Annotated in this window: 20 protein-coding genes; 9 read left to right on the top strand and 11 right to left on the bottom strand. The window is 46.9% G+C overall.

The window, feature by feature from the left end:
• The first annotated feature begins 247 nt into the window (after nucleotides 1-247).
• The 3 genes from proS to AB6805_RS27860 all read left to right on the top strand — a co-directional run bounded on the left by proS (nucleotide 248) and on the right by AB6805_RS27860 (nucleotide 5,527).
• Nucleotides 248-1,723 (top strand): proline--tRNA ligase, encoded by a 1,476-nt coding sequence (proS, locus tag AB6805_RS27870; protein ID WP_370912708.1) that lies wholly within the window; start codon nucleotides 248-250, stop codon nucleotides 1,721-1,723.
• 121 nt (nucleotides 1,724-1,844) lie between these two features.
• The gene (locus AB6805_RS27865) at nucleotides 1,845-4,769 is read left to right on the top strand and encodes a histidine kinase (RefSeq protein ID WP_370912707.1); all 2,925 of its coding nucleotides are present in this window, start codon (nucleotides 1,845-1,847) and stop codon (nucleotides 4,767-4,769) included.
• Entirely contained in the window at nucleotides 4,766-5,527 is a 762-nt protein-coding gene (locus tag AB6805_RS27860) for a LytTR family DNA-binding domain-containing protein (protein ID WP_078672331.1), read from the top strand. Before AB6805_RS27865 ends, AB6805_RS27860 begins: the two co-directional genes overlap by 4 nt.
• Nucleotides 5,528-5,796: 269 nt before the next feature.
• Here the strand turns inward: AB6805_RS27860 and AB6805_RS27855 are convergent, their stop codons facing one another.
• Both AB6805_RS27855 and AB6805_RS27850 read right to left on the bottom strand, forming a co-directional pair.
• Nucleotides 5,797-7,371 (bottom strand): trypsin-like peptidase domain-containing protein, encoded by a 1,575-nt coding sequence (locus AB6805_RS27855; protein ID WP_370912706.1) that lies wholly within the window; start codon nucleotides 7,369-7,371, stop codon nucleotides 5,797-5,799.
• 509 nt (nucleotides 7,372-7,880) lie between these two features.
• Nucleotides 7,881-8,879 (bottom strand): acyl-CoA reductase, encoded by a 999-nt coding sequence (locus AB6805_RS27850; protein WP_370912705.1) that lies wholly within the window; start codon nucleotides 8,877-8,879, stop codon nucleotides 7,881-7,883.
• 94 nt (nucleotides 8,880-8,973) lie between these two features.
• On the opposite strand from AB6805_RS27850, the gene AB6805_RS27845 reads away from it, so the two are divergent.
• The 4 genes from AB6805_RS27845 to AB6805_RS27830 all read left to right on the top strand — a co-directional run bounded on the left by AB6805_RS27845 (nucleotide 8,974) and on the right by AB6805_RS27830 (nucleotide 11,640).
• Nucleotides 8,974-9,321: a 4Fe-4S dicluster domain-containing protein gene (locus AB6805_RS27845; protein WP_370912704.1), complete on the top strand. Its 348-nt coding sequence runs from the start codon at nucleotides 8,974-8,976 to the stop codon at nucleotides 9,319-9,321.
• 147 nt (nucleotides 9,322-9,468) lie between these two features.
• Nucleotides 9,469-10,455, top strand: coding sequence for a D-alanine--D-alanine ligase (locus AB6805_RS27840; RefSeq protein ID WP_370912703.1), 987 nt, complete (start codon nucleotides 9,469-9,471; stop codon nucleotides 10,453-10,455).
• A 26-nt stretch (nucleotides 10,456-10,481) separates the two neighbouring features.
• Nucleotides 10,482-11,300, top strand: a complete 819-nt coding sequence (locus tag AB6805_RS27835) for a PASTA domain-containing protein (protein WP_370912702.1) — start codon at nucleotides 10,482-10,484, stop codon at nucleotides 11,298-11,300.
• 34 nt (nucleotides 11,301-11,334) lie between these two features.
• A complete protein-coding gene (locus tag AB6805_RS27830; protein ID WP_079468586.1) occupies nucleotides 11,335-11,640 on the top strand; it encodes a rhodanese-like domain-containing protein in 306 nt (101 codons plus the stop codon).
• A 70-nt stretch (nucleotides 11,641-11,710) separates the two neighbouring features.
• Here AB6805_RS27830 and AB6805_RS27825 read toward each other — a convergent pair whose 3' ends face one another.
• Together AB6805_RS27825 and AB6805_RS27820 are read right to left on the bottom strand one after the other, a co-directional pair.
• Nucleotides 11,711-12,103 (bottom strand): RidA family protein, encoded by a 393-nt coding sequence (locus tag AB6805_RS27825; protein WP_370912701.1) that lies wholly within the window; start codon nucleotides 12,101-12,103, stop codon nucleotides 11,711-11,713.
• A 49-nt stretch (nucleotides 12,104-12,152) separates the two neighbouring features.
• Nucleotides 12,153-13,286, bottom strand: coding sequence for a hypothetical protein (locus AB6805_RS27820; RefSeq protein WP_370912700.1), 1,134 nt, complete (start codon nucleotides 13,284-13,286; stop codon nucleotides 12,153-12,155).
• 165 nt (nucleotides 13,287-13,451) lie between these two features.
• Between AB6805_RS27820 and AB6805_RS27815 the strand changes: the two genes are divergently transcribed.
• Entirely contained in the window at nucleotides 13,452-14,204 is a 753-nt protein-coding gene (locus tag AB6805_RS27815) for a hypothetical protein (protein ID WP_370912699.1), read from the top strand.
• A 32-nt stretch (nucleotides 14,205-14,236) separates the two neighbouring features.
• Here AB6805_RS27815 and AB6805_RS27810 read toward each other — a convergent pair whose 3' ends face one another.
• The 5 genes from AB6805_RS27810 to AB6805_RS27790 form a co-directional block, all read right to left on the bottom strand.
• Nucleotides 14,237-15,442 carry a hypothetical protein gene (locus tag AB6805_RS27810; protein ID WP_370912698.1) on the bottom strand — a complete coding sequence of 402 codons (1,206 nt, stop codon included), beginning with the start codon at nucleotides 15,440-15,442 and terminating at the stop codon, nucleotides 14,237-14,239.
• Nucleotides 15,443-15,452: 10 nt separating this feature from the next.
• Nucleotides 15,453-16,349, bottom strand: a complete 897-nt coding sequence (locus AB6805_RS27805; protein WP_370912697.1) for a type 1 glutamine amidotransferase — start codon at nucleotides 16,347-16,349, stop codon at nucleotides 15,453-15,455.
• 38 nt (nucleotides 16,350-16,387) lie between these two features.
• Nucleotides 16,388-17,488, bottom strand: coding sequence for a carboxylate-amine ligase (locus AB6805_RS27800; RefSeq protein ID WP_370912696.1), 1,101 nt, complete (start codon nucleotides 17,486-17,488; stop codon nucleotides 16,388-16,390).
• Nucleotides 17,489-17,628: 140 nt separating this feature from the next.
• Nucleotides 17,629-18,696 carry a RimK family alpha-L-glutamate ligase gene (locus AB6805_RS27795; RefSeq protein WP_370912695.1) on the bottom strand — a complete coding sequence of 356 codons (1,068 nt, stop codon included), beginning with the start codon at nucleotides 18,694-18,696 and terminating at the stop codon, nucleotides 17,629-17,631.
• Between the two features lie 5 nt (nucleotides 18,697-18,701).
• Entirely contained in the window at nucleotides 18,702-19,409 is a 708-nt protein-coding gene (locus tag AB6805_RS27790) for an esterase family protein (RefSeq protein ID WP_370912694.1), read from the bottom strand.
• 57 nt (nucleotides 19,410-19,466) lie between these two features.
• Between AB6805_RS27790 and AB6805_RS27785 the strand changes: the two genes are divergently transcribed.
• Nucleotides 19,467-20,210 carry an alpha/beta hydrolase gene (locus AB6805_RS27785; protein WP_370912693.1) on the top strand — a complete coding sequence of 248 codons (744 nt, stop codon included), beginning with the start codon at nucleotides 19,467-19,469 and terminating at the stop codon, nucleotides 20,208-20,210.
• Here the strand turns inward: AB6805_RS27785 and AB6805_RS27780 are convergent.
• Both AB6805_RS27780 and AB6805_RS27775 read right to left on the bottom strand, forming a co-directional pair.
• Nucleotides 20,207-22,309 (bottom strand): TonB-dependent receptor, encoded by a 2,103-nt coding sequence (locus tag AB6805_RS27780; protein WP_370912692.1) that lies wholly within the window; start codon nucleotides 22,307-22,309, stop codon nucleotides 20,207-20,209. The two genes, AB6805_RS27785 and AB6805_RS27780, sit on opposite strands and share 4 nt — an antisense overlap.
• A gap of 295 nt (nucleotides 22,310-22,604) precedes the next feature.
• Nucleotides 22,605-25,847: a TonB-dependent receptor domain-containing protein gene (locus AB6805_RS27775; protein WP_370912691.1), complete on the bottom strand. Its 3,243-nt coding sequence runs from the start codon at nucleotides 25,845-25,847 to the stop codon at nucleotides 22,605-22,607.
• Nucleotides 25,848-26,052: the final 205 nt, after the last annotated feature.

Raw genomic sequence — 26,052 nt, 5'->3', positions numbered from 1 at the left:
TACTTCTTTTTAACGGATATAACAGGAAGAAAGTTACAATAACACAGACTATGTTATATTATTTTATGATAAGTGTTTGCAACGTTATGTTTTTCATCTATGTTTGTGGAATTTTCTTCTTAATATAAATGGACAAAAACTAAGCCAATCCAGCCGTTGGCACCCGGCGGATGGATTTAATTTTGTCTCGACAAATTGAACCAGAATTAGCTTAAAAATAACGGTATATAAATAAGGTAAAATTTTTATGAGTAAAGAGATAACGGCCCGCTCGGAAGACTATTCAAAGTGGTATAACGACCTGGTGCTGAAAGGCGGACTGGCAGATTATTCTGCAGTGAAAGGATGTATGGTGATCAAACCATACGGATTTGCTTTGTGGGAAGCCATGCGCGATGTACTGGACCGCAAATTCAAAGAAACCGGTCACCAGAACGCCTATTTCCCGCTGTTCATCCCCAAAAGCTTTTTAAGTAAAGAAGCTGCACACGTGGAAGGATTCGCTAAAGAATGCGCCGTAGTAACCCACTACCGCCTCAAAAACGATCCTAACGGCGGCGGCGTAATCGTAGATCCGGATGCCAAACTGGCGGAAGAACTGATCGTTCGCCCCACTTCTGAAACTATTATCTGGAATACTTATAAAGACTGGATACAGTCGTACCGCGACTTACCTCTCCTGATCAACCAGTGGGCAAACGTTGTGCGTTGGGAAATGCGTACCCGCCTGTTTCTCCGTACCACGGAGTTCCTCTGGCAGGAAGGCCATACCGCCCACGCCACTGCACAGGAAGCCATCGAGGAAACAGAACAGATGCTGAATATCTATGCTGATTTCGCAGAAAACTATATGGCCGTGCCTGTTGTGCGCGGACTGAAATCCCCCAGCGAAAGATTTGCAGGCGCCGTGGAAACCTACTGCGTGGAAGCCATGATGCAGGATGGTAAAGCCTTACAGGCCGGTACCTCTCACTTCCTGGGACAAAATTTTGCCAAAGCATTCGACGTACAGTTCTCCAATAAAGAAAATAAACTGGAACATGTGTGGGCTACCTCCTGGGGTGTGTCTACCCGCCTGATCGGCGCACTCATCATGGTACACAGCGATGATGAAGGCCTCGTAATGCCGCCAAAAATTGCACCTATACAGGTAGTGATTGTGCCCATTTACAAAGGACCTGATCAGAAAGCAGGACTGGATGAAAAAGTAAATGTCATCGTTAAGGAACTGAGAAGCGCCGGTATCAGCGTGAAATACGACGATTCCGATAATAACCGCCCGGGCTGGAAATTTGCCGAATACGAAATGAAAGGCATACCGGTTCGTATAGCCATTGGCGCGAGAGATCTCGAAAACAATGTGGCCGAAGTAACCCGCCGCGATACCAGGGAAAAAATGAGCCTGTCGCTCGATGGTTTACCAACCCGCATCACGGAACTACTCGATGAAATACAACTCAACCTGTTCAATAAAGCAAAAGCTTACCGCGATAGTCATATCACCCGTGTAGATACTTTTGAAGAATTTGAGAAAGTGCTGGACGAAAAAGGCGGCTTCGTATCTGCTCACTGGGATGGCACCGCCGAAACAGAAGAACAGATCAAAGATCGCACAAAAGCTACGATACGCTGTATTCCGCTCAACAACCCGCAGGAAGCCGGCACGTGTATCCTGACCGGGAAACCATCCAAAGAAAGGGTGCTTTTCGCAAGAGCGTACTAGGAAAGAAGTTTCATATTAAGTATTACGGGGCCGGATTTTTGCGGGTGTTTTCCGGAAAAATCCGTAACTCGTAATACTTACAGGTAATACTCCTGCAATAAACCATTAAAATCCGATGCCCTTGAGCCGTTTTATAATGTTATGGGGGTTGGTCTTCTTTTGCACTGTTACAACAACCCTCGCGCAGGGGCTGATGATCCGTAACTATAATGTAAAGGACGGACTGGCCAACGCTACTGTTTATGCTGCTACGCAGGATAAAGACGGCTTCATATGGTTTGCAACTCCTACCGGCGTCAGTAAATTTGATGGTAAAAGATTCCGCAACTACGCCAAAAAAGACGGTCTCACAGACAACGAGGTGGTGAAACTCGCCGCCGATTCCAAAGGAAGGGTATGGTTTTTCACCCTCAACGGAAAACCTTCGTTCTATAAGAAATCAGTGATTCATAACGAAGAAAATGATTCCTCCCTTATTTTTAACAGCCGTAGTCACTACATGCAGTATGCATTTGAAGGCAAAGGCGGTTATATCTGGTTCCTCAACAGCAACAACAGGATTGTTCAATACAACGGTAAAGAAATAATTTACGATAAACTGGGCGCCTCGGGCTCAGACCTGTATTTCCTGATGCGGAACGACAGCATCTTCCACCCGCTGCAGGCCTCCTTTCACCTCGAAAGCCTGCGCGACCCCAGTAATTCCAAACAAGAGATTTATAACGCATCGCCGTACCCGCTGGATGATTCCGCGTTTCACAACCGTATAAATGGAAGCGCCATTGTAATTATCCGGAACACGCTTTACTCCTACACCGCAAAGGATGCCGTGTGTTTTTTTAATGGCGCGGAATGGGGTATTAAAGATGATATCAGCCACATATGTATTGATAACGATAACCTATGGATAGGCACCCAGCGCGCCTTGTATTACCTGAAAGATTATTTTAAAGGAGAACGGCAGATCACCCGGCTGCTGGATAATCACTTCATTACCTCCCTGCTGAAAGACAGGGACGGCAACATCTGGATCACCACTTTTGGAGACGGCGTGTATAACATCCCCTACAAGAACTTTTACTTCAGCTATCTCGATAATACCAACGGACTTTATTCACATTCTATTTTCAGTATCAGCAAAGACAAGAAAAGCGACCTGCTGCTGATCGGGCAGAATGCCGGCGTTCTCAATACAATGGATGCGGAAAACAGTATCCGGCAATATACGGTGGATACCACTTCCGGCCGTAACAGCGTACTTTCCATTACCCCGTATACCAACGATAATGTACTCATTGGCACCGATAACGGCTTGTACAAGTTTAATACCCTGTCCCGGAAAACAACACTGTTAAAAGCCGTGAGAATGCTGAAAGATGTGGATGTATCGCCTTCGGGGAAGATAAGGATTGCTGCAAAAAACCAGGTAGTAGCACTGGATGATTATGCCATCAGCGACCTCGATATGCTGGTTACTTCGCTGGCCAGCATCAACGACTCCGCTTATTACGTTGGTACCAACGCCGGCCTGTTTTTTTGTACAGACGGCAGGCGGCAACTGTTACCCGCCGGTGCAGATACCCTGCGGAAGGTAAGTATCAAGGATCTTAAATGGATTGATGGTTCCCTCTGGATCGGTACCAGCGACCAGGGGATTTACGTGATGCAAAATGACAACGTCATCAAACACCTGTCCACCGCCAACAACCTGGCCAGCGATATCTGTCAGCAGCTGTACTACGATGGCGTGGGCCGGCTGTATGTGGCCACCAACCGCGGAGTGTCCGTGATTGATGTAAAAACGCAGACGATTACACGTAATATCACCTCCAGCGACGGCCTGATGTCGGACGACATCCGCGGCGTATATGCCGATAATGATACCCTCTTCATCGCTACCTCCAATGGCCTGTGTTCCTTTAATGCGGATCATATCCCGGTGGATACCGTGCCGCCGGTGATTTACCTGAATAACATCCGCTATGGCGACAGCACCTTCCTCGCCTCCAATAGTTTTGTACACCTTTATCAGCGCAAAGCCTCATTTGAAGCGGAATTCGGTACCATCGTTTTTGACCTGCCGGAGCTGGTGGAATACCAGTATAATTTTTCCGGAGATACCACCAGCGGTTGGGTAACCACCATGTCTAACATTATTCCGTTCCCCGACCTGCAACCAGGAAGCTACACCCTCATGATAAGGGCAAGGAAATATAAGAGCGACTGGTCAAAGCCGGTAAGCATAGATGTGAACATACTACCCAGGTGGTACCAGCAATGGTGGGCAAGAGGCATCCTGCTGCTGGCTGGTTTGCTGGTGGTGCTGATCGGGTTACGGTATATTATCAGGCGGATTAAACAGGCGGAAAAGCGTAAAACGGAGTACAACCGGCGCATTGCGGAGTTGGAAGCCAAGGCGCTGACCAACCAGATGAACCCACATTTTATTTTTAATTCGCTGAACTCCGTTCAACACCTTATATTGGAGAAGGAAGAGAAACAAGCGCTCAATTTCCTGGCAGACTTTGCTACGCTCATGAGGCAGATGCTCAATAACTCCAGGAAATCGTATATATCACTGGAAGAAGAAATCGCTTTCCTGACCCGTTACCTGGAGTTGGAAAAGATCCGGTTTGCACATTCCTTTACCTATCACTTTATCATGGAGGATGCTTTGAAGGAGTATACCATCTACATTCCACCCATGATTATTCAGCCGATAGTGGAAAATGCCATTAAACACGGATTGGCGCCCAAAAATATCAGCGGTTACCTGGAAATCCGCCTCGAAATGGTGGACGACCTGTTATATTGTTCGGTAGATGATGACGGAATAGGTTGGGATAAGTCAAATAGCATTAAAAGTTCAAGGCTCATTAAACACGAGTCTACTGCACTTAGCGTGATTAAAGAGCGGTTGCAGATTATAAAATCTTTTAATGGAAGTGTTGGAAAGTTAGAAATTATTGATAAATTTAAATCTGGTTTCGGCAATAAGGAAGGTACCTTAGTTGAAATACTGATTCCCATTGTTAAGATGTTATGAGTAATATAAAAGCTGCCATTGTAGACGATGAAGTCCGCAACATTCATATTTTACGCAATATACTCGAGAACTACTGCAAAGATGTGACAGTTGTCGGTGAGGCGCAGAATATCAATGAGGCGGCAGAAATGATAAAAAATAACCCCATTGATGTTCTGTTTCTTGATATTGAGATGCCACCACACAATGGATTTCAGCTACTGGAAATGTTTCCGGTACTGAATTTTGAAGTTATTTTTATCACCGCTTTCCAGGAATATGCACTGCAGGCAATTAAATTTGCTGCGCTGGATTACCTGTTGAAACCAATCAAGGTCAGTGAAGTGGAAGATGCACTTGAAAAAGTGAAGAAAAGCAAGAAGGGACGACTCAACGAGCTGGCATCCATACTGAAAGACTACGTAAAGAACAACGATAACGCCTTCTCAAAGATCGTTATACCGGTGAACGACGGGTATAATGTAATCGATCTGAAGGATATTATTTATTGTGAAGCCTTTGACAGCTATACTAAAATCCAGCTGATCAACAACGTATCTCACCTGATCTCCAAATCATTGAAGGAGTACGAGGAAATGCTGTCCGATAAAGGTTTTTACCGGGTGCATAAGTCCTTCCTCATTAATATTCATCACATCGTGAAAATCATCAAAGGGCTGGGTACAGCCGTGGTGATGAGCGATCAGAAGAATATTCCTATCTCTTCCCGTAAAAAAGACGAGTTCTTTACCCAGCTGAAAGGGGTGATCAATCTCTGATATTATTAATTTACTTTAATTATTAAAGCCGGTGAGCCAACGCTCAACCGGCTTTTTTGTGCGTTGCCTAAGCTAATCCTCCTGTTTACGGATTAACCCGCCAACTTACCAGATACTTAGACTATTTTCCTAATAGGTTTTCATAGAATGACTGATTGCACGGTCTGCTTTTCCAGGCAAAGCGTGTACGACTTAAAAGGAAAAGTCCCGCTCCGGCTTGCCGGACGGGACTTTTTCTTAAGACCTAAAACCCAATTACTTTAAGGGGATCAGAGGTTTTCGGCCTCAGTGCCGGTAGCAATATTATAGTAATAGATATTTCCGCCTCTTTCAGGATAGAAACCTATCAGCTTGAGGTTCTTTTGCTTTTCCACTATCCGGCTGAGTTCATCCACGGAGGTGACCTGCGTATTGCCGGCTTTCAGGATCACAAAGCCCGGGGCCATAGTGGTCTGTTTTTTCAGGATACCGTTGCCGATATCGTTTACAATTACCCCACCATTCACACCCAAACGGGCGGCCTGGTCTTTATCAAGCTCGGAGAGGTCTGCACCCAAACGATCCAGCGCAGTTACCTTTACCAGGTCTGTATTACCTTTCAGGTTCTTCATCACTACATTGTTCACGGTAACTTCTTTACCGTCACGCAGGTAGCTTAAACTGATTTTATCACCTGGTTTGTAGCGTGCCACCTGTTCGCTCAACTGCGAAGTGGTAGGAATTTTTACGCCATTCACAGCGGTGATCACATCACCTGTACGGAGGCCTGCGGCGGCAGCAGAGCTGTTGGGCAATACATCTGTTACCTGTACGCCGTTTACATCCCTTTTAATACCGGCATCCTTTAACTGCTCATCGCTCATATTGGCAATGAGGGAGGAAGGCGCATATCTTACACCGAGGTACGCCCGTTGTACGTTACCATATTTCAGGATATCGTTCACTACCTTTTTGATGAGGTTTACCGGGATCGCGTAAGAGTAGCCGGCATAAGAGCCTGTTGGAGAGGCAATCGCAGAGTTGATACCTACCAGTTCGCCGGCGGTATTTACCAGTGCGCCACCACTATTACCCTGGTTCACAGCGGCATCTGTTTGAATAAAGGATTCGATAGCGCTGTTCACTTTGCCACCGCTTCTGTTGATACCGATAGAACGTGATTTGGCGCTTACGATACCCGCAGTCACCGTAGCATCCAGGTTCAGCGGATACCCTACTGCCAGTACCCATTGCCCTATTTCTACATTGTCGGAGTTACCATACAGCAGGTAAGGAAGGTCTTTCGCATCAATTTTAATAACGGCCAGGTCGGTGCTGGGGTCCGTGCCTATCATCTTTGCTTTGAATACTTTGTTTTCGTTGCTGAGGGAAACGCTGATTTCATCGGCATCTGCAACTACGTGGTTATTGGTTACAATGTAACCGTCTGCAGAGATCAGTACGCCGGAACCGGAAGCCATCTGGCCTGGAACGTAGTACCTGCGGCCATCTCCGCCACCATTAAATTCATCTCCAAAAAAATCATCTCCGAAAAGGTCCTGCAGGATACTGCGTCTTCTTTGCAGGTTATTACCATTGGTTACCTGCCTGGGGTTGATCTTTGTTTTGATATGTACTACACCCGGCACTGCTGCCTTGGCCGCGGTGGTGAAGTCGGAAGGTGGGGTGGCATTCGCATTCCCTTCCGTACCCGGCATGTAGCGGGCATAGTTTACGGGAATTTCAGTACCATTCTGGAAAACAATCGGCTGCTTCGGCTGGATATATTTGCCATACACAAATATGGAGGCAGCTGCCGTTACAGCACTGATAAGAACAGTCGTAACAATTTGCTTGAATTTCATATTATAGTGTGTTTGCGTGATAGTTAATAATAACGCCGGGATATGATCAATTTACATGCCCTTACTACAAATTTAATTCGCCCTGTGAATCAAACGCAACAGGGGTGATTCACTTTAACACATTTTTATATCAATCGTTAAACACGGCTTAATACCGTACTGACAGGAATGACAGCCCGCCTGTCAAGATAACAAGTAATTGCGACAAATTGTTAGGGCGGCGCCTTCAGCGCCTTTAAATTGTCTTAGAGCAGGATTACGCTGATTATGTTGATTACGCTGATTTTCCCCTGTCTTGTTGTTTTTATATTTTGGGGAGATAAAAAAGAGATGGAAAGTGGATCTTACCACATTTTATCTTTTCTAATCTAATCTTCCCATTACCATCACAACAAAAGGTGGAAAAATCTTCATAACAAAAGGTGGGAAAATCAGCGTAATCAACATAATCAGCGTAATCCTGCTCCAAGACAATTTCCGCGGCAAGCGCCGAAGGCGCGCGCCGCGCATTACAGCTCCAGCAGGAACTTCAGCGTATCAATCCCGTCTGCATAATCAGTAAGCGACGGCTGCTGGGCATAGCCGAACGGCGTGAACTGTTGTCCTACCAGGCACTGCAGGGCGTCTTCCCCGGAAAGCTCCTGTTGCAGCTGCGCCATATCTACATAATAACTATAGTGTAAAACGCTGATGGGTGAAAACAGGCCGGTGTTTTCCTGCAGCAGGATGCTGCCGTTGGTCATATAAGGACTGCTATTCAGCAGCAGCAGGGCCAGGTTATAGTCGTAGTTGTTTTTGTATTTGTGATGGTCAGCCAGGTGGCTGTATTTCTCCAGTGCTTTGAGCAGGGGGGCAAAGTCGTAGTTCAGCGGCACATAAATCTTGGTAACATTCCGGCATCCAAGGCCGAAGTACAGCATCACATCATCGGCCAGGGCAAGCAGTTCCTCCGGCGTTTCCTTACCGGTAAGGATGGCGGCGGAAGTGCGGTTGTGGCGGATAATGTGCGGGTATTTGGCAAAATAGTAGTGGAAGTACCGGGCTGAGTTGTTGCTGCCGGTGGCAATATAGGCGTCGCAGTTTTTCAGCATGTCCTGTATTTCCGTTTGACTGGCCTGGTCCGGATACCATTCACCGATCTTTTCCAGGATATGTTTCATCAGGATCTCATCTTTACCCGAAAGTTTCATTTTAACCCGGTGCCCGCTGATGAACCCGCAAAGCCAGTCGTGGAAGCCTACCAGCGGGATATTCCCGGCAGAAACGATTCCAACAGTTTTAGGGGTGCGTGCCTCTGCCGCTTTGGGATATCCCTGCAACCACTGCTGTAAAGGGGCAGGGGAGAGGAAATAACGGGAGATATTGTCCAGCGCATTGTCGATAAAGGAGGGGATAAACCAACCATTGGCAATATATGCACGCTCTTTTACTGCTTCCAATTCCGGGCTTTTATCCGCCAGATACTGCCCCAGGCGCACCAATGCGGCTTCTTTTTCTGCTATGTTCATGAAACTATATAAATAATGACCTAATTAAACCGGGAAAATTTTATTTTTGTCACACAAAATTAATGGCTTACTACTTAACCAAAAAGTTTACACTATGGCAATTAAGATAACAGACGAATGTATAAACTGTGGCGCCTGCGAACCGGAATGCCCCAATAATGCGATATACGAGGGTGGTGTTGAATGGGCGCTAGCCGACGGTACCACCGTAAAAGGCTCCTATACATTAATGGATGGTAGTGTACTGGATGCTGACCAGCGAAATGCGCCTATCAGTGTAGATACCTACTATATTGTGCCCAACAAATGTACAGAATGCCAGGGATTTCATGAAGAACCGCAATGTGCGGCGGTTTGCCCGGTAGATTGCTGCGTTCCTGACGAAATGTACCAGGAAACCGTAGATGAACTGATGGATAAGAAGGCAAAACTGCACATTTAAGATATTCTCCAGGAAGCTTAATAACCGTTCCCGCGCTGGCTGGAACGGTTTTTTTATGTAATTTGAACAGCCACCGCCCAGAGGCGCTGCGGCTCTTGACAATTAACAAATAACCTTTAACTTTACCCGCTTATAGTAAAATCTCTTATGAAGAAGAATATAGCTTTGGTCGCCGGTGGATATTCCGGAGAATATGTGATATCCGTACAAAGTGCCGTAACTATTGAAAATAACCTGGACAGCAGTAAGTATAACGTATACAAGATTATTATCACCAAAGAGAGCTGGAGCCATACCGGCGCCGATGGCCAGGTGACTGAAGTAGATAAAAATGATTTTTCCTTAACCATCAACGGAAAGAAGATTGTTTTTGATTCCGTATTTATTGGTATTCATGGTACGCCGGGAGAAGATGGCGGCCTGCAGGGATATTTCGAAATGCTCGGTATTCCTTTTACCAGCTGTGGCATGGTCACCTCCGCACTCACATTCAACAAAAGCTATTGCAATAAGGTAGTAGATGCACTGAACATCGTAAATGTGTCCAAATCAGTACATATTTTCCGTCATCAGCCCTATAATACAGCAGAAATACTACAACAACTGCGTTTACCCGTGTTCGTGAAACCGGCAGAAGGGGGCAGCAGCATTGGTATGTCGAAGGTGAAAACCGCTGAAGAGCTGCAGCCAGCTATCGATAAGGCCTTTAATGAAGACTCCCAGATCCTGATCGAAGAGTTTATCAAAGGCCGGGAACTTACCATGGGATTGTACCGCGCGAATGGCGCTATTACCGTGCTGCCCATCACAGAAGTAGTGAGCAGCAAGGAGTTCTTCGACTACGAAGCCAAATACACCCCGGGCGTATCCAACGAAATTACCCCTGCACCCATAACGGACGATATCGCCCGCCAGGTACAGGAAACCGCTACTGTTATTTACAATAAACTGAATTGCAAAGGCATTGTGCGGGTAGACTTTATATATGAAGAAGGTACCGGGAAATTATATTTCCTGGAGATAAATACCATGCCCGGGCAGTCTGAAAACAGCCTGGTTCCCCAGCAGGTAAGGGCTGCAGGAAAAACGCTGACAGAATTTTATGGCCTGCTTTTGGAAGAAAGCCTGAAGTAAGGATTATCACACTTAATATAATTATCGTGTTCGACTTTATTACCAAACGCTCTTTTTTATTTAATCTGCTGTCGGTTATTGTAATGTTTTTTGTCCTGGCCCTGCTGTTTTTCTCCATGCTGGGCTTCATCACCAAACACGGACAACAGCAAACCGTACCGGATGTGCATGGGAAAAATATAAAAGAAGCTGTTGCGTTGCTGGAAAAAGCCGGCTTTGAAGCTGATGTAAGGGATTCTATTTATATTGATTCTATTCCTCCCCTGGCGGTGTATGCACAAACACCCGACAAAGGAGCACAGGTAAAGGTGGGCAGAACTATTTACCTGACCGTAAATAAAACAGTGGCGCCTATGGTGAAAATGCCGGATCTCGAAGGACTTACCTTCCGCAGCGCCGAAATGATGCTGAAAAGCATGCGCCTCAACGTAGGAGATACCATTTATAAACCCGACTTTGCCACCAACACCGTATTACAGCAACTGTTGAACGGCAGGAAGGTAAAGCCCGGCACCGAAGTAGCGGAAGGCAGCAATATCACCCTGATCCTGAGCAGCGGAACCGGCAGCGTGGAAAACCCGGTGCCCAACTTCGTAGGACTTACCTATGCAGAAGCCCGCGAAATGCTGAGCGCCAGCAATCTTAATTCAGGTACCGTGATCATTGATCCCAGCGTATCCGATACAGCAAATGCCTACGTGATCAAACAGGTGCCTACCCGCAAAAATGAGATCGGCGATTTTAATATGGTAAGGGCCGGTGAAAGCGTGGACTTCTGGTTATCAGCTACCAAACCGGTAACCGACAGTACCGCTGCCCCTAAACCAGTTGAAGAGGATAATTGAAAATGATGTAATTTGATTTTAAATACTTAATAACATGCAAAACATTACGGCAGAAGAACTGAAACAACGCATAGACAACGGTGAAGAACTTTATATATTAGATGTAAGAGAACCACATGAACGCGCAGAGTTCAACATTGGCGGTACGCATATTCCTTTGGGCTTTGTACAGCAGATGCAGGTGGATGAAATTGAGGACTGGAAAGACAAGGAAATCATCGTGTATTGCCGCAGCGGTAACCGCAGCGGACAGGCTTGTATGTTACTCGACTCTATGGGCTTTACCAACACTAAAAACCTGGTAGGTGGTATGCTGAAATGGACAGAGCTGTATAAATAAGATTTAGTGCCTTCTGCGCCTGCTTTGCCCGGTTTGTACCGGAAGAGTAAGCGCAGAAGGATTCCCTCCATCAGGCTTTCTGCTCCACAATAGCAGTGGCTTCTATCTCCACCAGGTAACGGGGATCAATCAGTTTACTTACTTCCACCATAGTGGTAGCTGGTTTGATACTTTTAAAGAACTCCCCGTGTGCCCTTCCATACTCTTCCCACCTGGAGATATCTGTAACAAACATCCGGGTACGTACCACATCATGCAGCGTGGCGCCGGCATTGATTAAGGCGGACTCTATTTTTGCCAGGGCAAATTTCGTTTGCTCATAAGCGTTACCTTCCGCTACCACTTTGTCGTTATCCGATGCCACGGTGCCGGATACTTCAATTACATTGCCCACCCTTACTGCCCGGGAGTAACCTACTTTTCCTTCCCAGAGTGCCCCGGAGGAATAATTGGTGCGTTTCATAGCTGTTTTTTAGAAAGATGAGGAGATATGCAAATCTACAACATCTTCTTTAGTGTGTGGCCGCGGTGTTGGTCCCGGAGGTATCTGCCGGGGGCGGCGCGTTCCTGAATTTCACCACCTTTCCCAGCAAATCAAACCAGAAGGGCGCTCCCAGCGATATGGCCAGTGCGGTAATGCACCAGCCGGCGAAGATCAGCCAGCCGTTTTGCTGAAAAGGATGCGTGTAACCGCAGCGCAGGGTAATATGGCCGCCGGTACTGTCGGTTACGCAGGCCCGTTTGATGCCAAGCACGTTTGCCGCATCGCCGGCATCGCTGCGCAGCATGCCGTAAACGCCCAGCAGGGAAGTATCGCTGACGAGTATACGAACAGAAGTATCTGCCCGGAAAAAGGCGCTGTCCTTATGCAGCACGTTTTTACGTATAAGGGTATCAGTGATAGCCGTATAACCCGGCGCCCGGCTGGATGCCAGCTGTACCAGCTGTGATCTTACATTCTTATCTTTCATGAGAATACGCGCAATGGCAATGGAATCCACGTTAAACAACGCCGCAATAGCCATCCCCATACATAGCAGCCAGGTTTGCGTTTGCTTCCGGTACCAGCCGCTGGCGCGGGTCATGGTTTCATTAAACCATGTTTCCATATTAATCCGGAAGGCTGCCATATTGTGCCCGGCATCTTCAAATAATTGTAACAGGTGCTCCCTGGTACCCGGTACCAGCTGCAGGTAGTTATGCGTCAACGCCGCTTTGATAGCCAGGGCATCTGTTGCCTTGTGTTCCGGCACACTGCTACGTAACAGGTGCACCATCGCCTGGGAAAAGATCTGCGGACTGATATAAGCCGGGCGCGAAGTGGCGCTGTTCTCGCCCAGGTTCCGGATAGAGGGCGTGCTGTAAAACTTTTTAAGGAAAGGACTTTTCCGGAAAGGCTCGAAGAAATAAACCACGCTCCACCCCAGTTCATAAAACCAGTTGAAGAAAGTAAACTTCCCAAACCAGCCCAGGTCTTTACTGTGATCATCGTCCTCCAGCATCCGGCGTAAGCCTTTCGTTAACAGCCGCGCCCTGGAATTGAAGATCCTGGCAACCAGTTCCTGCACCACCGAGGCCAGCAAACTGTATAGCAGGTAAATGAAAATAAGGCCGAGGGCCACATCTATGGCCAGGTTACTAAACATAAGGATAGGTATTAAGTTGACATATTTACATAAAAGTAAATATTTATACCAAAGATAAAAGGGCACTACGCAATGTATTTGCAAACTCTCCGTTATGTTTTTTAACAAATTGCTGTGTCAGCCGCAGCATGGAAACAATATATCTTTGCCAATATTTTAGTGTATATGAAATTGAAACATTTAGCCTTGTGTTTGGGAATGGCCGCTACCGTCAGCGCTTCCGCCCAAATTAAATACAGGGATACCGAGAAGAAGCCGACTTTAATTCCTTACGACAGCAGCATTGCCTTTCAGCATCTTACACCGGATATTGCCCAGCTGACGCTGGTAGGACAGGAGATCACTTTCCTGAAACTGAATCCCAGGCGTTCGGTGAGAAATAAGGAAGATACCCTGCTGGACAATCTTAAAATGAAAGCCGTAGTGGAAGTGCCTTATAAAAGTGTACTCAAAGGCGGACATTTTTATACGCCCTACAAGGCGATAGAAAATAAGACATTCCGGATCGTTGACTACGACCGGAGAAACCTGGAAGGTACTTCCACACTTATTTTTACGCTGCGTGATGAGGAGCGGAAACTATTGCTTTTCCAGGTGCCGGAAGACAATCTTTCTAACACACCGGTTATTATTAACGGCAACTACGAATGGTTGAAGCGGCAGTATGTAGGAAGAAAATTACATCTCCGGAAAGAAAATAAAAAGACGGAAAATGTGCTGGACGACAATAAGGAAATTACGCTCACTAACGAAGACGTTTATTCCTGTACAGACATTGCCGTCATTTTTGCCGGTAAACAGAAATATGGTCAGCCTTTCCTGATCGTTAAAAACAGCGAGAACCAGGAACTGGCTATCGGGGTGGGAAAAAGAAGTGAATACACCACCGGACCGCTGATTGAAGAATTTACGTTTTAGTTGTAACGGGAAAGCAAACGCTTTCCCGTTATTTATTTTGTATCGCCGGATTCAAAAAAGCAACAGCTGCCACCGACCCAGGTATCTTTGCTGTTGAATCCTACACCTATCATTTTACCCTTGCTGATCCGGGCCAGGTTATGCACCAGCATCGGCCGCGCAGCGCCATCCTGCCAGATATAGATCATGCGTATTTCGCAGATAGCCGGACCCGTAGGCGTTTCTATGGCAGGTGCATATTTCACCTTATGTTGTAATATCCAGTTCTCCGGATCTTTGATCTGATCAATATCTTCCGCAGTTACATCTATCAATACTCCCTGCCCTGCAAACGAAAAAAGCGGCTTCAGTACATAATTTTCCAGGTCGGCAGGTACCACCGGTAATTCATGCAGGAACCAGCTTTTGGGAACATACTCGCTGTGAATAAAAGGCATGATATACTTACTGATGCGGTAAAACCAGTTGGGATGCGTGATCCATTCCACATCCAGTTCCTGGAAAAGATTGACATGGGCGCCAATACTGTCGGCCTGGCGTTGCAGGTCGTCGAAAATAATCCGGTTATAAATACGGCGTACACGGGTTTTTATACCATCTTTCAGGTAAAACAATTGCTTGCCTTCCTGTATAAGGGCGGTTAAGCAAATGGTAGGAATATCCAGGTTTTTCCCGGTGCTGTAAAAATCAATGCGGGTCTTCTGTTCTTCCGGCTTCACTTCCAGCAGTATCACTTCTTCCGGCGTATAAGGCCCGATGATCATTTCACGCAACAGCTGGTAATAGGCTGCTTCATCCAGTCCGTTGAAAAAATTACTGAAGGTATCCGGTATGTTGAAATGCGTTTTAAAACGGCGGGCCATCACTTCCTGGAAAGCCATCATGGTGGGGAATCCCTGCAATTCAATGAGCTGTGGCGCCAATGAACCATCTGCAGCTTTGCAAACGGCAAAATCAATGACAATAAAATGCGGATGTTCATTTTCATTGGGCACCTTCAGTGAAGGCGGAATAGCGTCGCGGGTAATGGTTTTAAAATCGGGGCGCAGCAGCACATCCACTATTTCTTCGCAGGCCTGAACCAGTTTATTACGGAGGACTGCCGGCACAAATACGGGTGTTTCAGCCACCCGGAAAGCAGGCGCTACACCGGTATCTGCCGCAATACCTGCTAAAAAAGCCTGGTATTGCGCTGGTGTGAATTGTTGATTATATGCCTTTCTTACTGCAGGGATCATAAGTTTTTAATTAGAAGAACGAGTGCTCGTTATCATTATGCGCCGCTACCTGCACCAGCCGTTCAATGGCCGCCAGCCTGTCGGATAGCCGGCCATAAATAGCGTAGTCGAGGAACGCGGTAATAAAGCGATCGTGCGTAAGCATAATCCTGTTGGGATCAGTGAGCTGACGGATCATGCTGTTATATTTTTCCAGGCCGTGATGCTTCACTACCTGTTTTTTCTTTTCTTCCTGGAGGAGGTACATGTGCATACCGGCAGCATCGGCTTCCGGATGAAACTGGGTACCAATGAAGTGTTCATTGAACCGAATGGCCATGGTAGCGCGTTCCAGGGGAACATGCGGCCGTTCTTTTTCCAGTGCAATCACATACCCGCCCATTGCCTGGAGATTTTCATAATCCAGTTCAATCACCTGCCAGTCGCGGCTATCCACAATGTAAAAAGGATCGGGGAGTGCGCTGAATACTTTTTCCTGCATGCCTGCAGCGGTTTTATGCACGGGGAACACGCCGAATGCAGACGATTTGCGTTTGCATACATTTCCCAGTTTATAATAGCGGCACATGAGCTGGTAAGAGTGGCAGATAAAAAAGACGGGCTTTTTTTCTTCGTGGGTACGGTTCCATTCCAGGAGGCTTTCTACCAGGGAGAAGTAAGCGGTTTCCCAATTGCTGCCTTCACTGGCCACCGGGCTGCCGGGGCCGCCCGTGGAAATATATATATCATAGGAAGTATCAGGAACCTGTATTTGCTGTCTTACTTCAAACTCATCAAATTGCAGGTCCAGTGCATGCATGCTGGCGTATTTCGCCAATATTTCACGGATACAGCGCATCCCTTCGTTGGGAACACCCTCATACATGTCCAGCACAGCCACCTTCCAGCTATTTTTAATTGGATGCATGCCACAAAATTACGCGAAATTTATTTTATGGGAAGGTACTAACAGCCCTGGAGGAATTGACCCTGGATAAAATCCGTTACTGCCACAAGGTCATTGGTATCTGCATATACCTGCAATTGCTTATCTGCACCGGTGCCGGTTTCCAGTAACCGGGTAGTAGCGCTGATAATATCGCGGCTGCCGAGTTCATCTACTACGTCGTCAATAAAGTCGAGCAGTTCCGAGATAAGTGCGCGGGTATTTATTTCCATCTCTTTACCAAAATCAATCAGGTAGCCATCGATCCCATAGCGGGAAGCTCTCCATTTATTTTCATTGATCAGGGAGCGGTTATAGATAATGAAATTGAGATTCTGCATCCGCAGCTTATAGATCTTTGCACATACCGCCTGGAAAAGCCCGGCTATCATGATGGTATCATCGAGGGTGAGCGGCACATCACAAACGCGGAATTCCACGGTGTTAAAGAAGGGATGTACCCTTAAATCCCACCATACTTTTTTGGCGTTATCAATACAATTGGTTTTCACCAGCAGCTTGATGTAGTTATCATATTCTTCTATGCTGGCGAAATAATCGGGAATACCGGTGCGGGGAAATTTATCAAAAACCTTTGTACGGAATGATTTGAAGCCGGTGTTACGTCCTTCCCAGAAAGGGGAGTTGGTGCTCAACGCAAAAATATGCGGGAGGAAATACCGGACAGAGTTGGCGATATGAAGGGCCATCTCCCTGTTTTCCATTCCTACGTGCACATGCAAACCAAAGATGAGGTTGGAACGGGCGGCGTCCTGCATTTCATTTACTATTTCAAAATAGCGGGGATGATCTGTGATGAGTTGTTTTTCCCATTTGCTGAAAGGATGGGTACCGGAAGCGCCTATGCTGAATCCCAGGTCGCCGGCTATTTGCGCAATGGTGCGGCGCAGGTAAGCCACATCTTTCCGCGCTTCATGTATGTCTGCACAAATCTGTGTGCCCACTTCCACTACGGCCTGGTGAAACTCCGCTTTTACCTGGTCGTTGATGACTTTATGCGCCTGTTCTACTATTTTTTGTTCATGTGATCTCAGTTCCCGGGTAACGGGGTCCATTACCATATACTCTTCCTCGATCCCCAGCGTGAACGCCTTAAACATGTTGTTAGCTTTTAGCTTTTAGCTGCGGCGTATAACCGGCAGCGGTAATTACAGCGATTCATTTTAGTGTAATGCTTTCCGCAAATGGAAAGACTAAAAAAAGGGAACGCTGTCTGCAAATGTAGGGCAGTAAAACGGTTTCACTTTTCTTTTTGTTGTTTTTTAGCAGGGCTTTTTTTAGTGGCCACCTTTTTCTCCTTTTCAGGAGCGGTTTTCTTTGCTTTGGGAGCGGTTGGTTTCTTTTTCTCAACCGTCGTTGCCGCTTTGGCTTTTGCCCGGCCGGGCTGTACAAATTTGCCCCAGGTAAGATTGTCTTTTCCCGGTTTCTGTGCAATGGCCCTTTCAATGGCGTACCTGGCGCTGGTTTCCACTACCCATTCAAAATGTTCGGCGCCAATGGAGTGAATATCGGCGTCCGGTGCCGGGTTGCAGAAATCAATGGCATAGGGCACGTCGCTGCGCACCGCTATTTCCACGGTATTGAAATCGTATCCCAGGTGCTGGTGCAGGGTAAGCACCTGCTCCGTAATGCGGGCGGCGAGTTCCGGGCCGGGTTCATAATCTGCCTGGTAACGCAGGTGTGGTGCATGTTTGGGATTGTATGGCATAATCCGTACTTCTTTACCGCCTATACAAAAGCAGCGGTAATACTGGCTGAAGTCGATCTCTTCCTGCAGCATCATCACCAGTTGTCCGGTTTCACTGTGTTTATGGAAGAAATCGTCCTTATCCTCTACGCGGTATACGTTTTTCCATCCGCCGCCGGCATAGGGTTTCATGTACGCAGGGAAGCTGACGTATTCAAAAATGCTGTTCCAGTCGAACGGGTAGATCAGGTTACGGAACGACTTATCGGTAGTATCATCCGGTAGTTTATAAGAAGGCAGCAACACGGTGCGTGGCACATTTACGCCGATCTTTTCTGCCAGGGCGTTATTGAAAAACTTATCGTCGGCACTCCACCAGAAAGGGTTATTGATCACCGCGGTACCCGCTGCAGCGGCGTTTTTCAGGAACGACCGGTAAAAAGGCACATCCTGCGAAATACGGTCTACAATAACTGCATAGCCCGGATCGGCGCCCTGCATTACTTTGTCGATGGTCACAAATTCGGCAAAGATGCCGGGAGGGTTAATACGGTTTACACGGTCTACAAATGCCTGGGGAAAAGTGTTTTCCTGCCCGAATAGAATCCCGATTTTTTTCATGGTACTTACTTGATAAGTGAAACATAATGCGGCAGCATTTCCCGCCATACCGGCCAGTCGTGGGTGGTTTGCGGGCGGATATCCAGCCAGTGGGCTATTTTTTTGCCGGCTAATATGCCGGACAGTAATTCATTTTGCGGCCGGGTTACATCCCTGTCGGCCACGCCCAATACAATACCCATGCGCCAGAGGTCTTCATGCTGGTTTTCCGGCACATAATCGGCCGGATTATTATAGTATACGTTGTCGTCGTAATGTCCATCCATGCGGAATTTAATATCAAAGATCCCGCTGAGGCTGAATAAATAAGAAACCCGGTCCGGATGCCGGAAGGCAAAGTTGGCAGCGTGATAACCGCCGAAACTGCAGCCGGCAACTACTATCCGCTGATGTCCTGTTTCCGTAACAATGCGGGGTAATATTTCTTCCATGAGGAGCTTGTCGTAACAGGTATGATTATACGCTCTTTGTTCCGGGGAAATATTTTTATTATACCAGCTGAGTGCATCAATACTATCGGGGCAATACACTTTAATTCTTCCTTCTTCAATAAACCAGCGGAGGGCTTCAATCAGGCCAAAGTCCTTGCTTTCATAATAACGCCCCATAGAAGTAGGAAACAGGAGCAGGGGGTAGCCGCTGTCGCCATATACCAACATCTCAAATTCCTTTCCCAGGTTGGGAGAATGCCATTTTAAATAGTTTTCGGTCACGGGAAAGTGTTTAGATAAATTTAAAGAAGATTATTGGTTTATTGGTAAATTGTTCCGGTGCAAATACGTCAACATTATATCGATTCTGTGTACCTGGCGCGCAGCGTGCAGCTGGATACTTACTTCACCGGTACATCTCCCCATATACTTTTACTGGTAAATGATGGCCAGGAACTTTCCCGGTTATTACCGGAGTTGCCAGCCACTGTGCTGGTGGCGGGCATTTATGCGGACGCCGACCGGAAAGCTGTTTATGGCACCGCCGGTGTGCCGGATTACCTGGGGCAGGGCCAGCTGGCCGGAAGCTATACCCGCTTTATCATAGAGGAGTTGCTGCCATTCCTGCAACAGCAGTATCCGGATATGCGGATCGTACAACGCGCATTTGCAGGCTTCTCCCTGGGAGGCTTATCTGCATTGGATATTGTGTGGCGCCACCCGGACATTTTCCAGCTGGCCGGTGTTTTTTCGGGTTCATTATGGTGGCGTAGTAAAGCGCTGGGACCTGGCTACCGGGATGATACCGATCGAATTATGCACCAGCTGATCCGTGCTGGCAGCTATCATCCGGGGCAACAGTTCTTCTTTGAGTGTGGTACTGCCGATGAAACGGCCGACAGGAATAACAATGGGGTGATTGATAGTATGGATGATACCCGGGACCTGATAAAGGAGTTATTACAAAAGGGCTACAAACCGGACAAGGATATTTTTTACCTGGAGATTCCAGGCGGCCGGCATGATATGGCCACCTGGAAAACTGCTATGGATCTCTTCTTACAATTACCTTTCTTTCATTAATAATTAACGGCAATGCCTACATTAAAAGAGGCGCCTTTCCCTTTGGAATAAAACCCGGGCTGCATAAACCACTGGGCGCGTGCGGGGAAATAGTCTTCGTTGAAAAGGTTATCAATACCCAGCGTAAGCAGGGTACGGGCAGCCACTTTATAGCTGGCATTGAAATTCACCAGGTTGTAGGCTGATACTTTTCCTTCGTTGCCATTGTAAACGCCTTTGGCATTTTTCTCAAAGCGGTTCCGGCCATTTACACCCATGTACTGCAGTCTTACTTCCAGCGCTGGCAGGGGACGATAGGCAATGCTGCCGGTTACTTTCGGCGGGGCAATCCTTCTGCCGTTCAGGTATACATTATAGCTGCCGCCGGTTTTAGCCGTATCGGCTTTCCCTTCCAGGTAGCTGTAGCTGGCGCTGATATCGAGGTTATGCAGCACCTGGTACTGAAGCGATGCTTCAAAACCGTATATGCGTTCGGGTGTTCTGCTTACATTGAACAGGTCGGTGTTGGGATCAAAGATCATATCTGCACCCAATTTGGAAGTGCTGATGAACCCGCTGAGTTCAAAGCGGAGCTTTTTATATTCACTTACAAAACCCAGTTCATAGTTGTTCACCAATACTGCTTCTGTATTGATCTTTTTAATATCGTTTACTTTAGCGTCGCGCAGCGCCAAACCTATGTCAGACACGGAGAATCCCTGTGAAAAACTAAAGTAGGGCATGAATGCCGGCAGCCTGTTGTAACGGATGCCTGCATTAAATAAAGTAGCTGTATAATCCAGGTCGCCGCCTTTTACCGCGATGCTCGGCGCACTCGTAGTGCCGTTGGCGTTAGTAAGCTGAAGGGTGGTGTAATCATCCACACTTACCCGGACCCTTTCCACACGCACACCTGCTTTCAGGATCAGGTGCTGCCAGAGCGACCATTGTGTTTCCGCAAAGGGGGCATAGTTCAGCATGTTCATCTCCGGAACCCATACCCTGCCATCTACCAGCGGCTGCGAGGTCACATTGTTCAACAGGTCAGCGCCATAGGAAAGCGTACCGTTAAAGGCGGATTTGTTTGACAACGGGGAGTTAAACATCAACCGCAGTCCTTTTTTCTTGTCGATGGTATGCGATTGTCCGTCGCCGCCTTCAAAGCGGCCGAACGACACATAAAAGATATCGTCCCTTGATTCATAATATGCATCTGCCGTGAGGGAAGTCCCGCCAATCAGGCTATCCGCCTGGTACAGGAGGTGCAGGGTTTGATTTCCTCTCGGCCCGGTGGCTACGCCGGTGGGCGTACCCAATACACCGGAGGCAGGGATGCCTTTGGCGACGTCGCCGTTCACGAGATTATAGTGGGAGTTTTGCTGGCTGCGGTAGTAGTTGTACATCAGCTGTATACGCTGACGGCTGTTTGCCTGGTAGCCAACTTTCGCAAAGGCGTTGTAGCTGTCTGTTTCGCCCAGGCTGTAGTTGGGGCCTACCAGCTTGCCTTTGGCGTCTTTAAATTCGCCGGTTTGCTCTGCCACACCGCTCACGATGTAGTCGAACTTTTTATATTTCCCTTGCAATACCTGGTTTAAACGGCCGCCCACACTGTTTTTAATGCTGGTGAGTGAGCCGGTGGCATTGATCATTGTTTTACCGGACAGAATTTTATCTTCTTTAGGCGTAACGGTGATATAGTTGATCAGCCCGCCGGTAGCGCCATTGCCATAAATCGCGGTTGCGCCTTTCAGTACATCCACCCTTTCCAGAACGGATGGATCAATAGAGCGCATATCCACTTCCCCGTTGCGGAGCGGGGTGGATTGCGGAACGCCGTCGATCATGATGAGTACGGAGCGGCCGCGGAGGGATTGACCAACGTTGCTGTTGGTTTGTGTACCGGGCGCCAGGCCGGGTACTTCCCGGGCGAGGATATCCGTTACATCTGTATTAACAGTCAGGTCGTTTTCCAGTGTTTTCCGGGTGATCACAGTTACAGAAGAAGGAACATTATCCAGTGTTACCGGCTTGCGGCTGGCAGAAACTACAATTTCGCCCAGTGCTCTTGGTTCGCCGATGGTATCTTTTTTATGGTGGGTGGTATTTTGCTGTTGTGCCATCAAAGGTGCGGTAAATCCGCAGCCGGAGAGTAACAGGAGGCATAATTTTTTGTGTAGCATGTGGTGTATGGCAGTAGTGTTGTCGTTTAAAATGTACAGATTTGCGTATTGGCCGAATTTATTACGGGGGCGAAATTAGGTAAAAGGCGGGCGATTGATTTACGCAATCGGGAAAATTTTGGGGATGGTTTTAAGCTTCCTGGGGAAAGAATAATCACCTGGAAAGACAAAAGGCTAAATAAAAGAGGGCCGACCATCCGGCCAGCCCTCTCTTTATAAATTAATCCCTGCTTTCTTAGAAGCTGTAACGAAGACCAAGTTGTCCTCTCCAGCGTGCAGTGAAGTTGTTGATATAGTATGGTTTTTCATCGCCAAAACCATTGATTTCTCTTCTTCTGTCATACTGGAAAACTGCTGCACCTGAGGTAGCATCATATTTTCTGAAGGTGAGTGGAGTAGAAGCGTTGTTGGCGATAAAGTAAGTTCTGCCCCAATCCTGGTTCAGCAGGTTGCCTACGTTCAGGATATCAAAAGTGATTTCCACTTTATGACCTTTATAGATAGGCAGTACCTGCGCTATTTTAAAGTCAAAGATATTTTCGAACGGCGTGCGGCTTGCATTTTTCTTTGCATTTTCACCACGGTGCTTGCTCAGGTAGCTGTCGTTGCTGATCAGGCGTTCCAGGTCGGCTCTTTGTTCATCGGGTGTGCGGGTATAAGTCACATTACCTTTCGAATCTTTCTGAGAAATCAGGTCGAAGCTCATTGTAGCAACTTCTGTAGCCTTTGGAATGTAGATCAGGTCGTTGTTACCGCTGGAGTTCAGGTCATCACCGGTAGGATCAACCGTGTTGAAATAAACCCATGAGTAAGGAATACCGGATTGACCGTTATAGAACAGGGTTACGGTAGTACGGAACTTATCTTCTTTACCATATTTAAAGGTTTTGGAAGCTACTGCCAGTACACGGCTGCCCATGCTGTAGTTAGAGCGGGCCATTTCCAGGTTATTCAAACCGTTGATGTTTGGTCCGAAACGCCAGTTGGAGCCGGCAGTAGAAGAGGTACCATCATTTACGGAATAAGAATCTCCGTAAGAATAACCCACTTTCAGGAACAGGCCATTACTTGTTTGTTTGGTCAGTTCACCGGAGATGTTATAAGTGTAACCTTCGCTGGTGTTTTTCAGCAGAAGGATCTGGTTACCCCAGTTAGTGGTTTTCTTTTTCCAGGTAGGTCTTTTAACACCACCACCTAAAGAAACGCTGTCGCCGGTAGGAACAACGTTCAGGTTTTCCCAGATGGCATTGTTAAGCGTTTTGGTAAAGTTACCTTCTATAGTAGCGCTCATTCCCCATGGCAGTCTTCTTTCTACAGCCAGGTTGGTTTTAAACATCTGCGGGAATTTGAAATCCTTGTCAGACAGGTTAATGTTGGAAGGGCTGCTTCCTACGTTAGCACCCATCGCCGACAGGTTGGCGGCAGAATACTGTCCGTAAAAAGGACTGTTACCGTCGTAGTTGAAGCGGAAACTATTTGGTAAGCCGGAACCGCTTAAACTTACGTTGGTATATACGTTACCGGTATTTCCGTACTGGTTGGAAATCCATACAAACGGTACACGGCCTGTAAAAATACCCACACCACCACGGATGGTAGTCAGTCCATCGTTAGTTACATCCCAGTTAAAACCAATGCGCGGAGCAATCAATGGTCTTGATTTTGGAATGGTGGTAGTGGAATAGCCTGCAAAGTTCGGGTCTTTAGAAAATGCTACGTTGTCCGGAGGTGTGGTTGGGAAGATAGGAATGTCTATTCTTACGCCATAAGTCAGGGTGAAGTTTTTCCTGATATTCCACTCATCCTGTGCATAAATACCGATCTGTGCTGCTTTAAAGCCAATACCATCCCGGAGGGTAGAATCAGCGGTGTTGTAGTTGATCTGGTATTGTCTTGGTTTCAGGTTATTGATAAATCCGCTGATGGAATCATAAGTGTAAGAACCGAAAGCACCCTGGATAAAGGTGTTTTTGATCTTATAGATTTCAGCATTGGCGCCTATTGTAATGGTATGTTTACCTTTATACATGGTCAGGTTATCTGTGATCGTCCAGATACTCTGATCCAAGGCATTGGCAGTAGAAGAAAACTCACTGCCCAGGTTAATAGTACGCCCGTTATCATTAATGGTAACAGTTGGGAAAGGTTGACCGAGCGAAGTTCTTCTGTCTTTTACATTATTATAACCAATCCTCAGTTCATTACTCAGCCTGTTAGAGAAGTTGGAGTTCAACTCAATCACGCTGGAATTACTTTTAGAAGGGAATTTATAATAGTTGTTTGCAAAAGCAGCAGAGCTATTGGTCCGGCTGTAGATCAAATCACTTGCATTCAGGTAATTATGACGTACAGTCAGTTTATGAACGGAGTTGATGTTCCAGTCGATACGTCCAAAGAGGGTAGTAGCTGGTTTATCACGTTCCTGGTCCGTATAGCTTCCCAGATCTACTTTATATTTATTGGAAACAAAGTCGTAGATGCTTTTCAGCTCATCGGTGGTTACATTGGAAGCTCCGGTGGCAGGGTTATAATCTATCGGGTTATTCCTGACAGATCTCTCCGCGTTTACAAAGAAGAACAATTTGTTTTTGATAATTGGTCCGCCGAGTGATGCGCCGAATATTTTATTGGTGAAACTGCCGTAGTCCGCACGGGTAGAATCCGGGGCTTTACCTACGAGGGATTGACCCTGGTAGAAGAAGTAGGCTGCACCATGAAAATCGTTTGTTCCGCTTTTGGTAATGGCATTGATACCACCACCTGTGAAACCGCTCTGTTTAACGTCGTAAGGATTCAGTACAATTTGTAACTGATCAATAGTTTCTATGGAGATAGGGTTAGCTCCTGCTTGGCCACCATTGGTACCGGAAGCAGATAAGCCGAATACGTCGTTGGTTACAGCGCCGTCAACCGCGAATTGGTTGTACTTGTTGCTCTGCCCGCCAAAAGAGATACCCATAGGCGAACCATCTTTACCATTGGTAGATACAGATGCCTGTGGGCTCAGTCTTACGAAATCCTGTACGCTTCTGTTAACCGTAGGCAGGTTATCCAGCTGGGTACGGGAAACGTTCAGTGCGGTACCGCCATTACCTTTAGCAATCGCCCTGCTGGCAGTAATGCTCACTTCTTTCAGGCTGGTAGAGCCTTCAGCAAGCGTAACATTTAACTTCAGCGGTTCTCCGAGTTTAAGGAAAATGTCGTTGTAAGTTTCAGTGCCATAACTGATAAATGAAACTTCCACCTTGTAAGGTCCGCCAACACGAACGTTAGGGATGGTAAATTCACCACTGCCGCGGGTAGTGGTGCCATAAATTGTTCCAGTAGGTGTGTGGGTGGCTTTTACAGTGGCCCCAATCAGGCCCTGGCCTTTTGAATCGGTTACAACACCGGTGATGCTGCTGGTAGTTACCTGCGCATAGGTTACAAACACGGTGAGCAACAATGAAAATGTAAAGAGTAGTTTTTTAAACCCCATAAAGCAAAGAAGTTGTTGTTTCAGACGCAAAGTTGAACAATTTTCCCGTGAAAATTTTAACGCGGAATTAACAAATTGTTAAGTACACTGTGGATATCTCAAGCGGCACAATAAAATTTGAATGACATCTAGCTATAACCGGCTTAATAAATAGTTTTTCCAAGAATTTCCCTGAAAATTACGATTTCTCAAATATGAGATAATA

Source organism: Chitinophaga sp. RCC_12 (assembly GCF_041360695.1).
GTDB lineage: Bacteria > Bacteroidota > Bacteroidia > Chitinophagales > Chitinophagaceae > Chitinophaga.
Note: the sequence above shows the minus strand (reverse complement) of the source record. Positions and strands in the feature narration are given on the sequence as shown.

What these genes read in the sequence shown, in the direction of transcription:
- proS (WP_370912708.1), top strand. Translation starts at nt 248, where the DNA reads ATGAGTAAAGAGATAACGGCCCGCTCGGAAGACTATTCAAAGTGGTAT.
- AB6805_RS27860 (WP_078672331.1), top strand. Translation starts at nt 4,766, where the DNA reads ATGAGTAATATAAAAGCTGCCATTGTAGACGATGAAGTCCGCAACATT.
- AB6805_RS27855 (WP_370912706.1), bottom strand. Translation starts at nt 7,371, where the DNA reads ATGAAATTCAAGCAAATTGTTACGACTGTTCTTATCAGTGCTGTAACG.
- AB6805_RS27850 (WP_370912705.1), bottom strand. Translation starts at nt 8,879, where the DNA reads ATGAACATAGCAGAAAAAGAAGCCGCATTGGTGCGCCTGGGGCAGTAT.
- AB6805_RS27845 (WP_370912704.1), top strand. Translation starts at nt 8,974, where the DNA reads ATGGCAATTAAGATAACAGACGAATGTATAAACTGTGGCGCCTGCGAA.
- AB6805_RS27840 (WP_370912703.1), top strand. Translation starts at nt 9,469, where the DNA reads ATGAAGAAGAATATAGCTTTGGTCGCCGGTGGATATTCCGGAGAATAT.
- AB6805_RS27830 (WP_079468586.1), top strand. Translation starts at nt 11,335, where the DNA reads ATGCAAAACATTACGGCAGAAGAACTGAAACAACGCATAGACAACGGT.
- AB6805_RS27825 (WP_370912701.1), bottom strand. Translation starts at nt 12,103, where the DNA reads ATGAAACGCACCAATTATTCCTCCGGGGCACTCTGGGAAGGAAAAGTA.
- AB6805_RS27820 (WP_370912700.1), bottom strand. Translation starts at nt 13,286, where the DNA reads ATGTTTAGTAACCTGGCCATAGATGTGGCCCTCGGCCTTATTTTCATT.
- AB6805_RS27815 (WP_370912699.1), top strand. Translation starts at nt 13,452, where the DNA reads ATGAAATTGAAACATTTAGCCTTGTGTTTGGGAATGGCCGCTACCGTC.
- AB6805_RS27810 (WP_370912698.1), bottom strand. Translation starts at nt 15,442, where the DNA reads ATGATCCCTGCAGTAAGAAAGGCATATAATCAACAATTCACACCAGCG.
- AB6805_RS27805 (WP_370912697.1), bottom strand. Translation starts at nt 16,349, where the DNA reads ATGCATCCAATTAAAAATAGCTGGAAGGTGGCTGTGCTGGACATGTAT.
- AB6805_RS27800 (WP_370912696.1), bottom strand. Translation starts at nt 17,488, where the DNA reads ATGTTTAAGGCGTTCACGCTGGGGATCGAGGAAGAGTATATGGTAATG.
- AB6805_RS27795 (WP_370912695.1), bottom strand. Translation starts at nt 18,696, where the DNA reads ATGAAAAAAATCGGGATTCTATTCGGGCAGGAAAACACTTTTCCCCAG.
- AB6805_RS27780 (WP_370912692.1), bottom strand. Translation starts at nt 22,309, where the DNA reads ATGGCACAACAGCAAAATACCACCCACCATAAAAAAGATACCATCGGC.
- AB6805_RS27775 (WP_370912691.1), bottom strand. Translation starts at nt 25,847, where the DNA reads ATGGGGTTTAAAAAACTACTCTTTACATTTTCATTGTTGCTCACCGTG.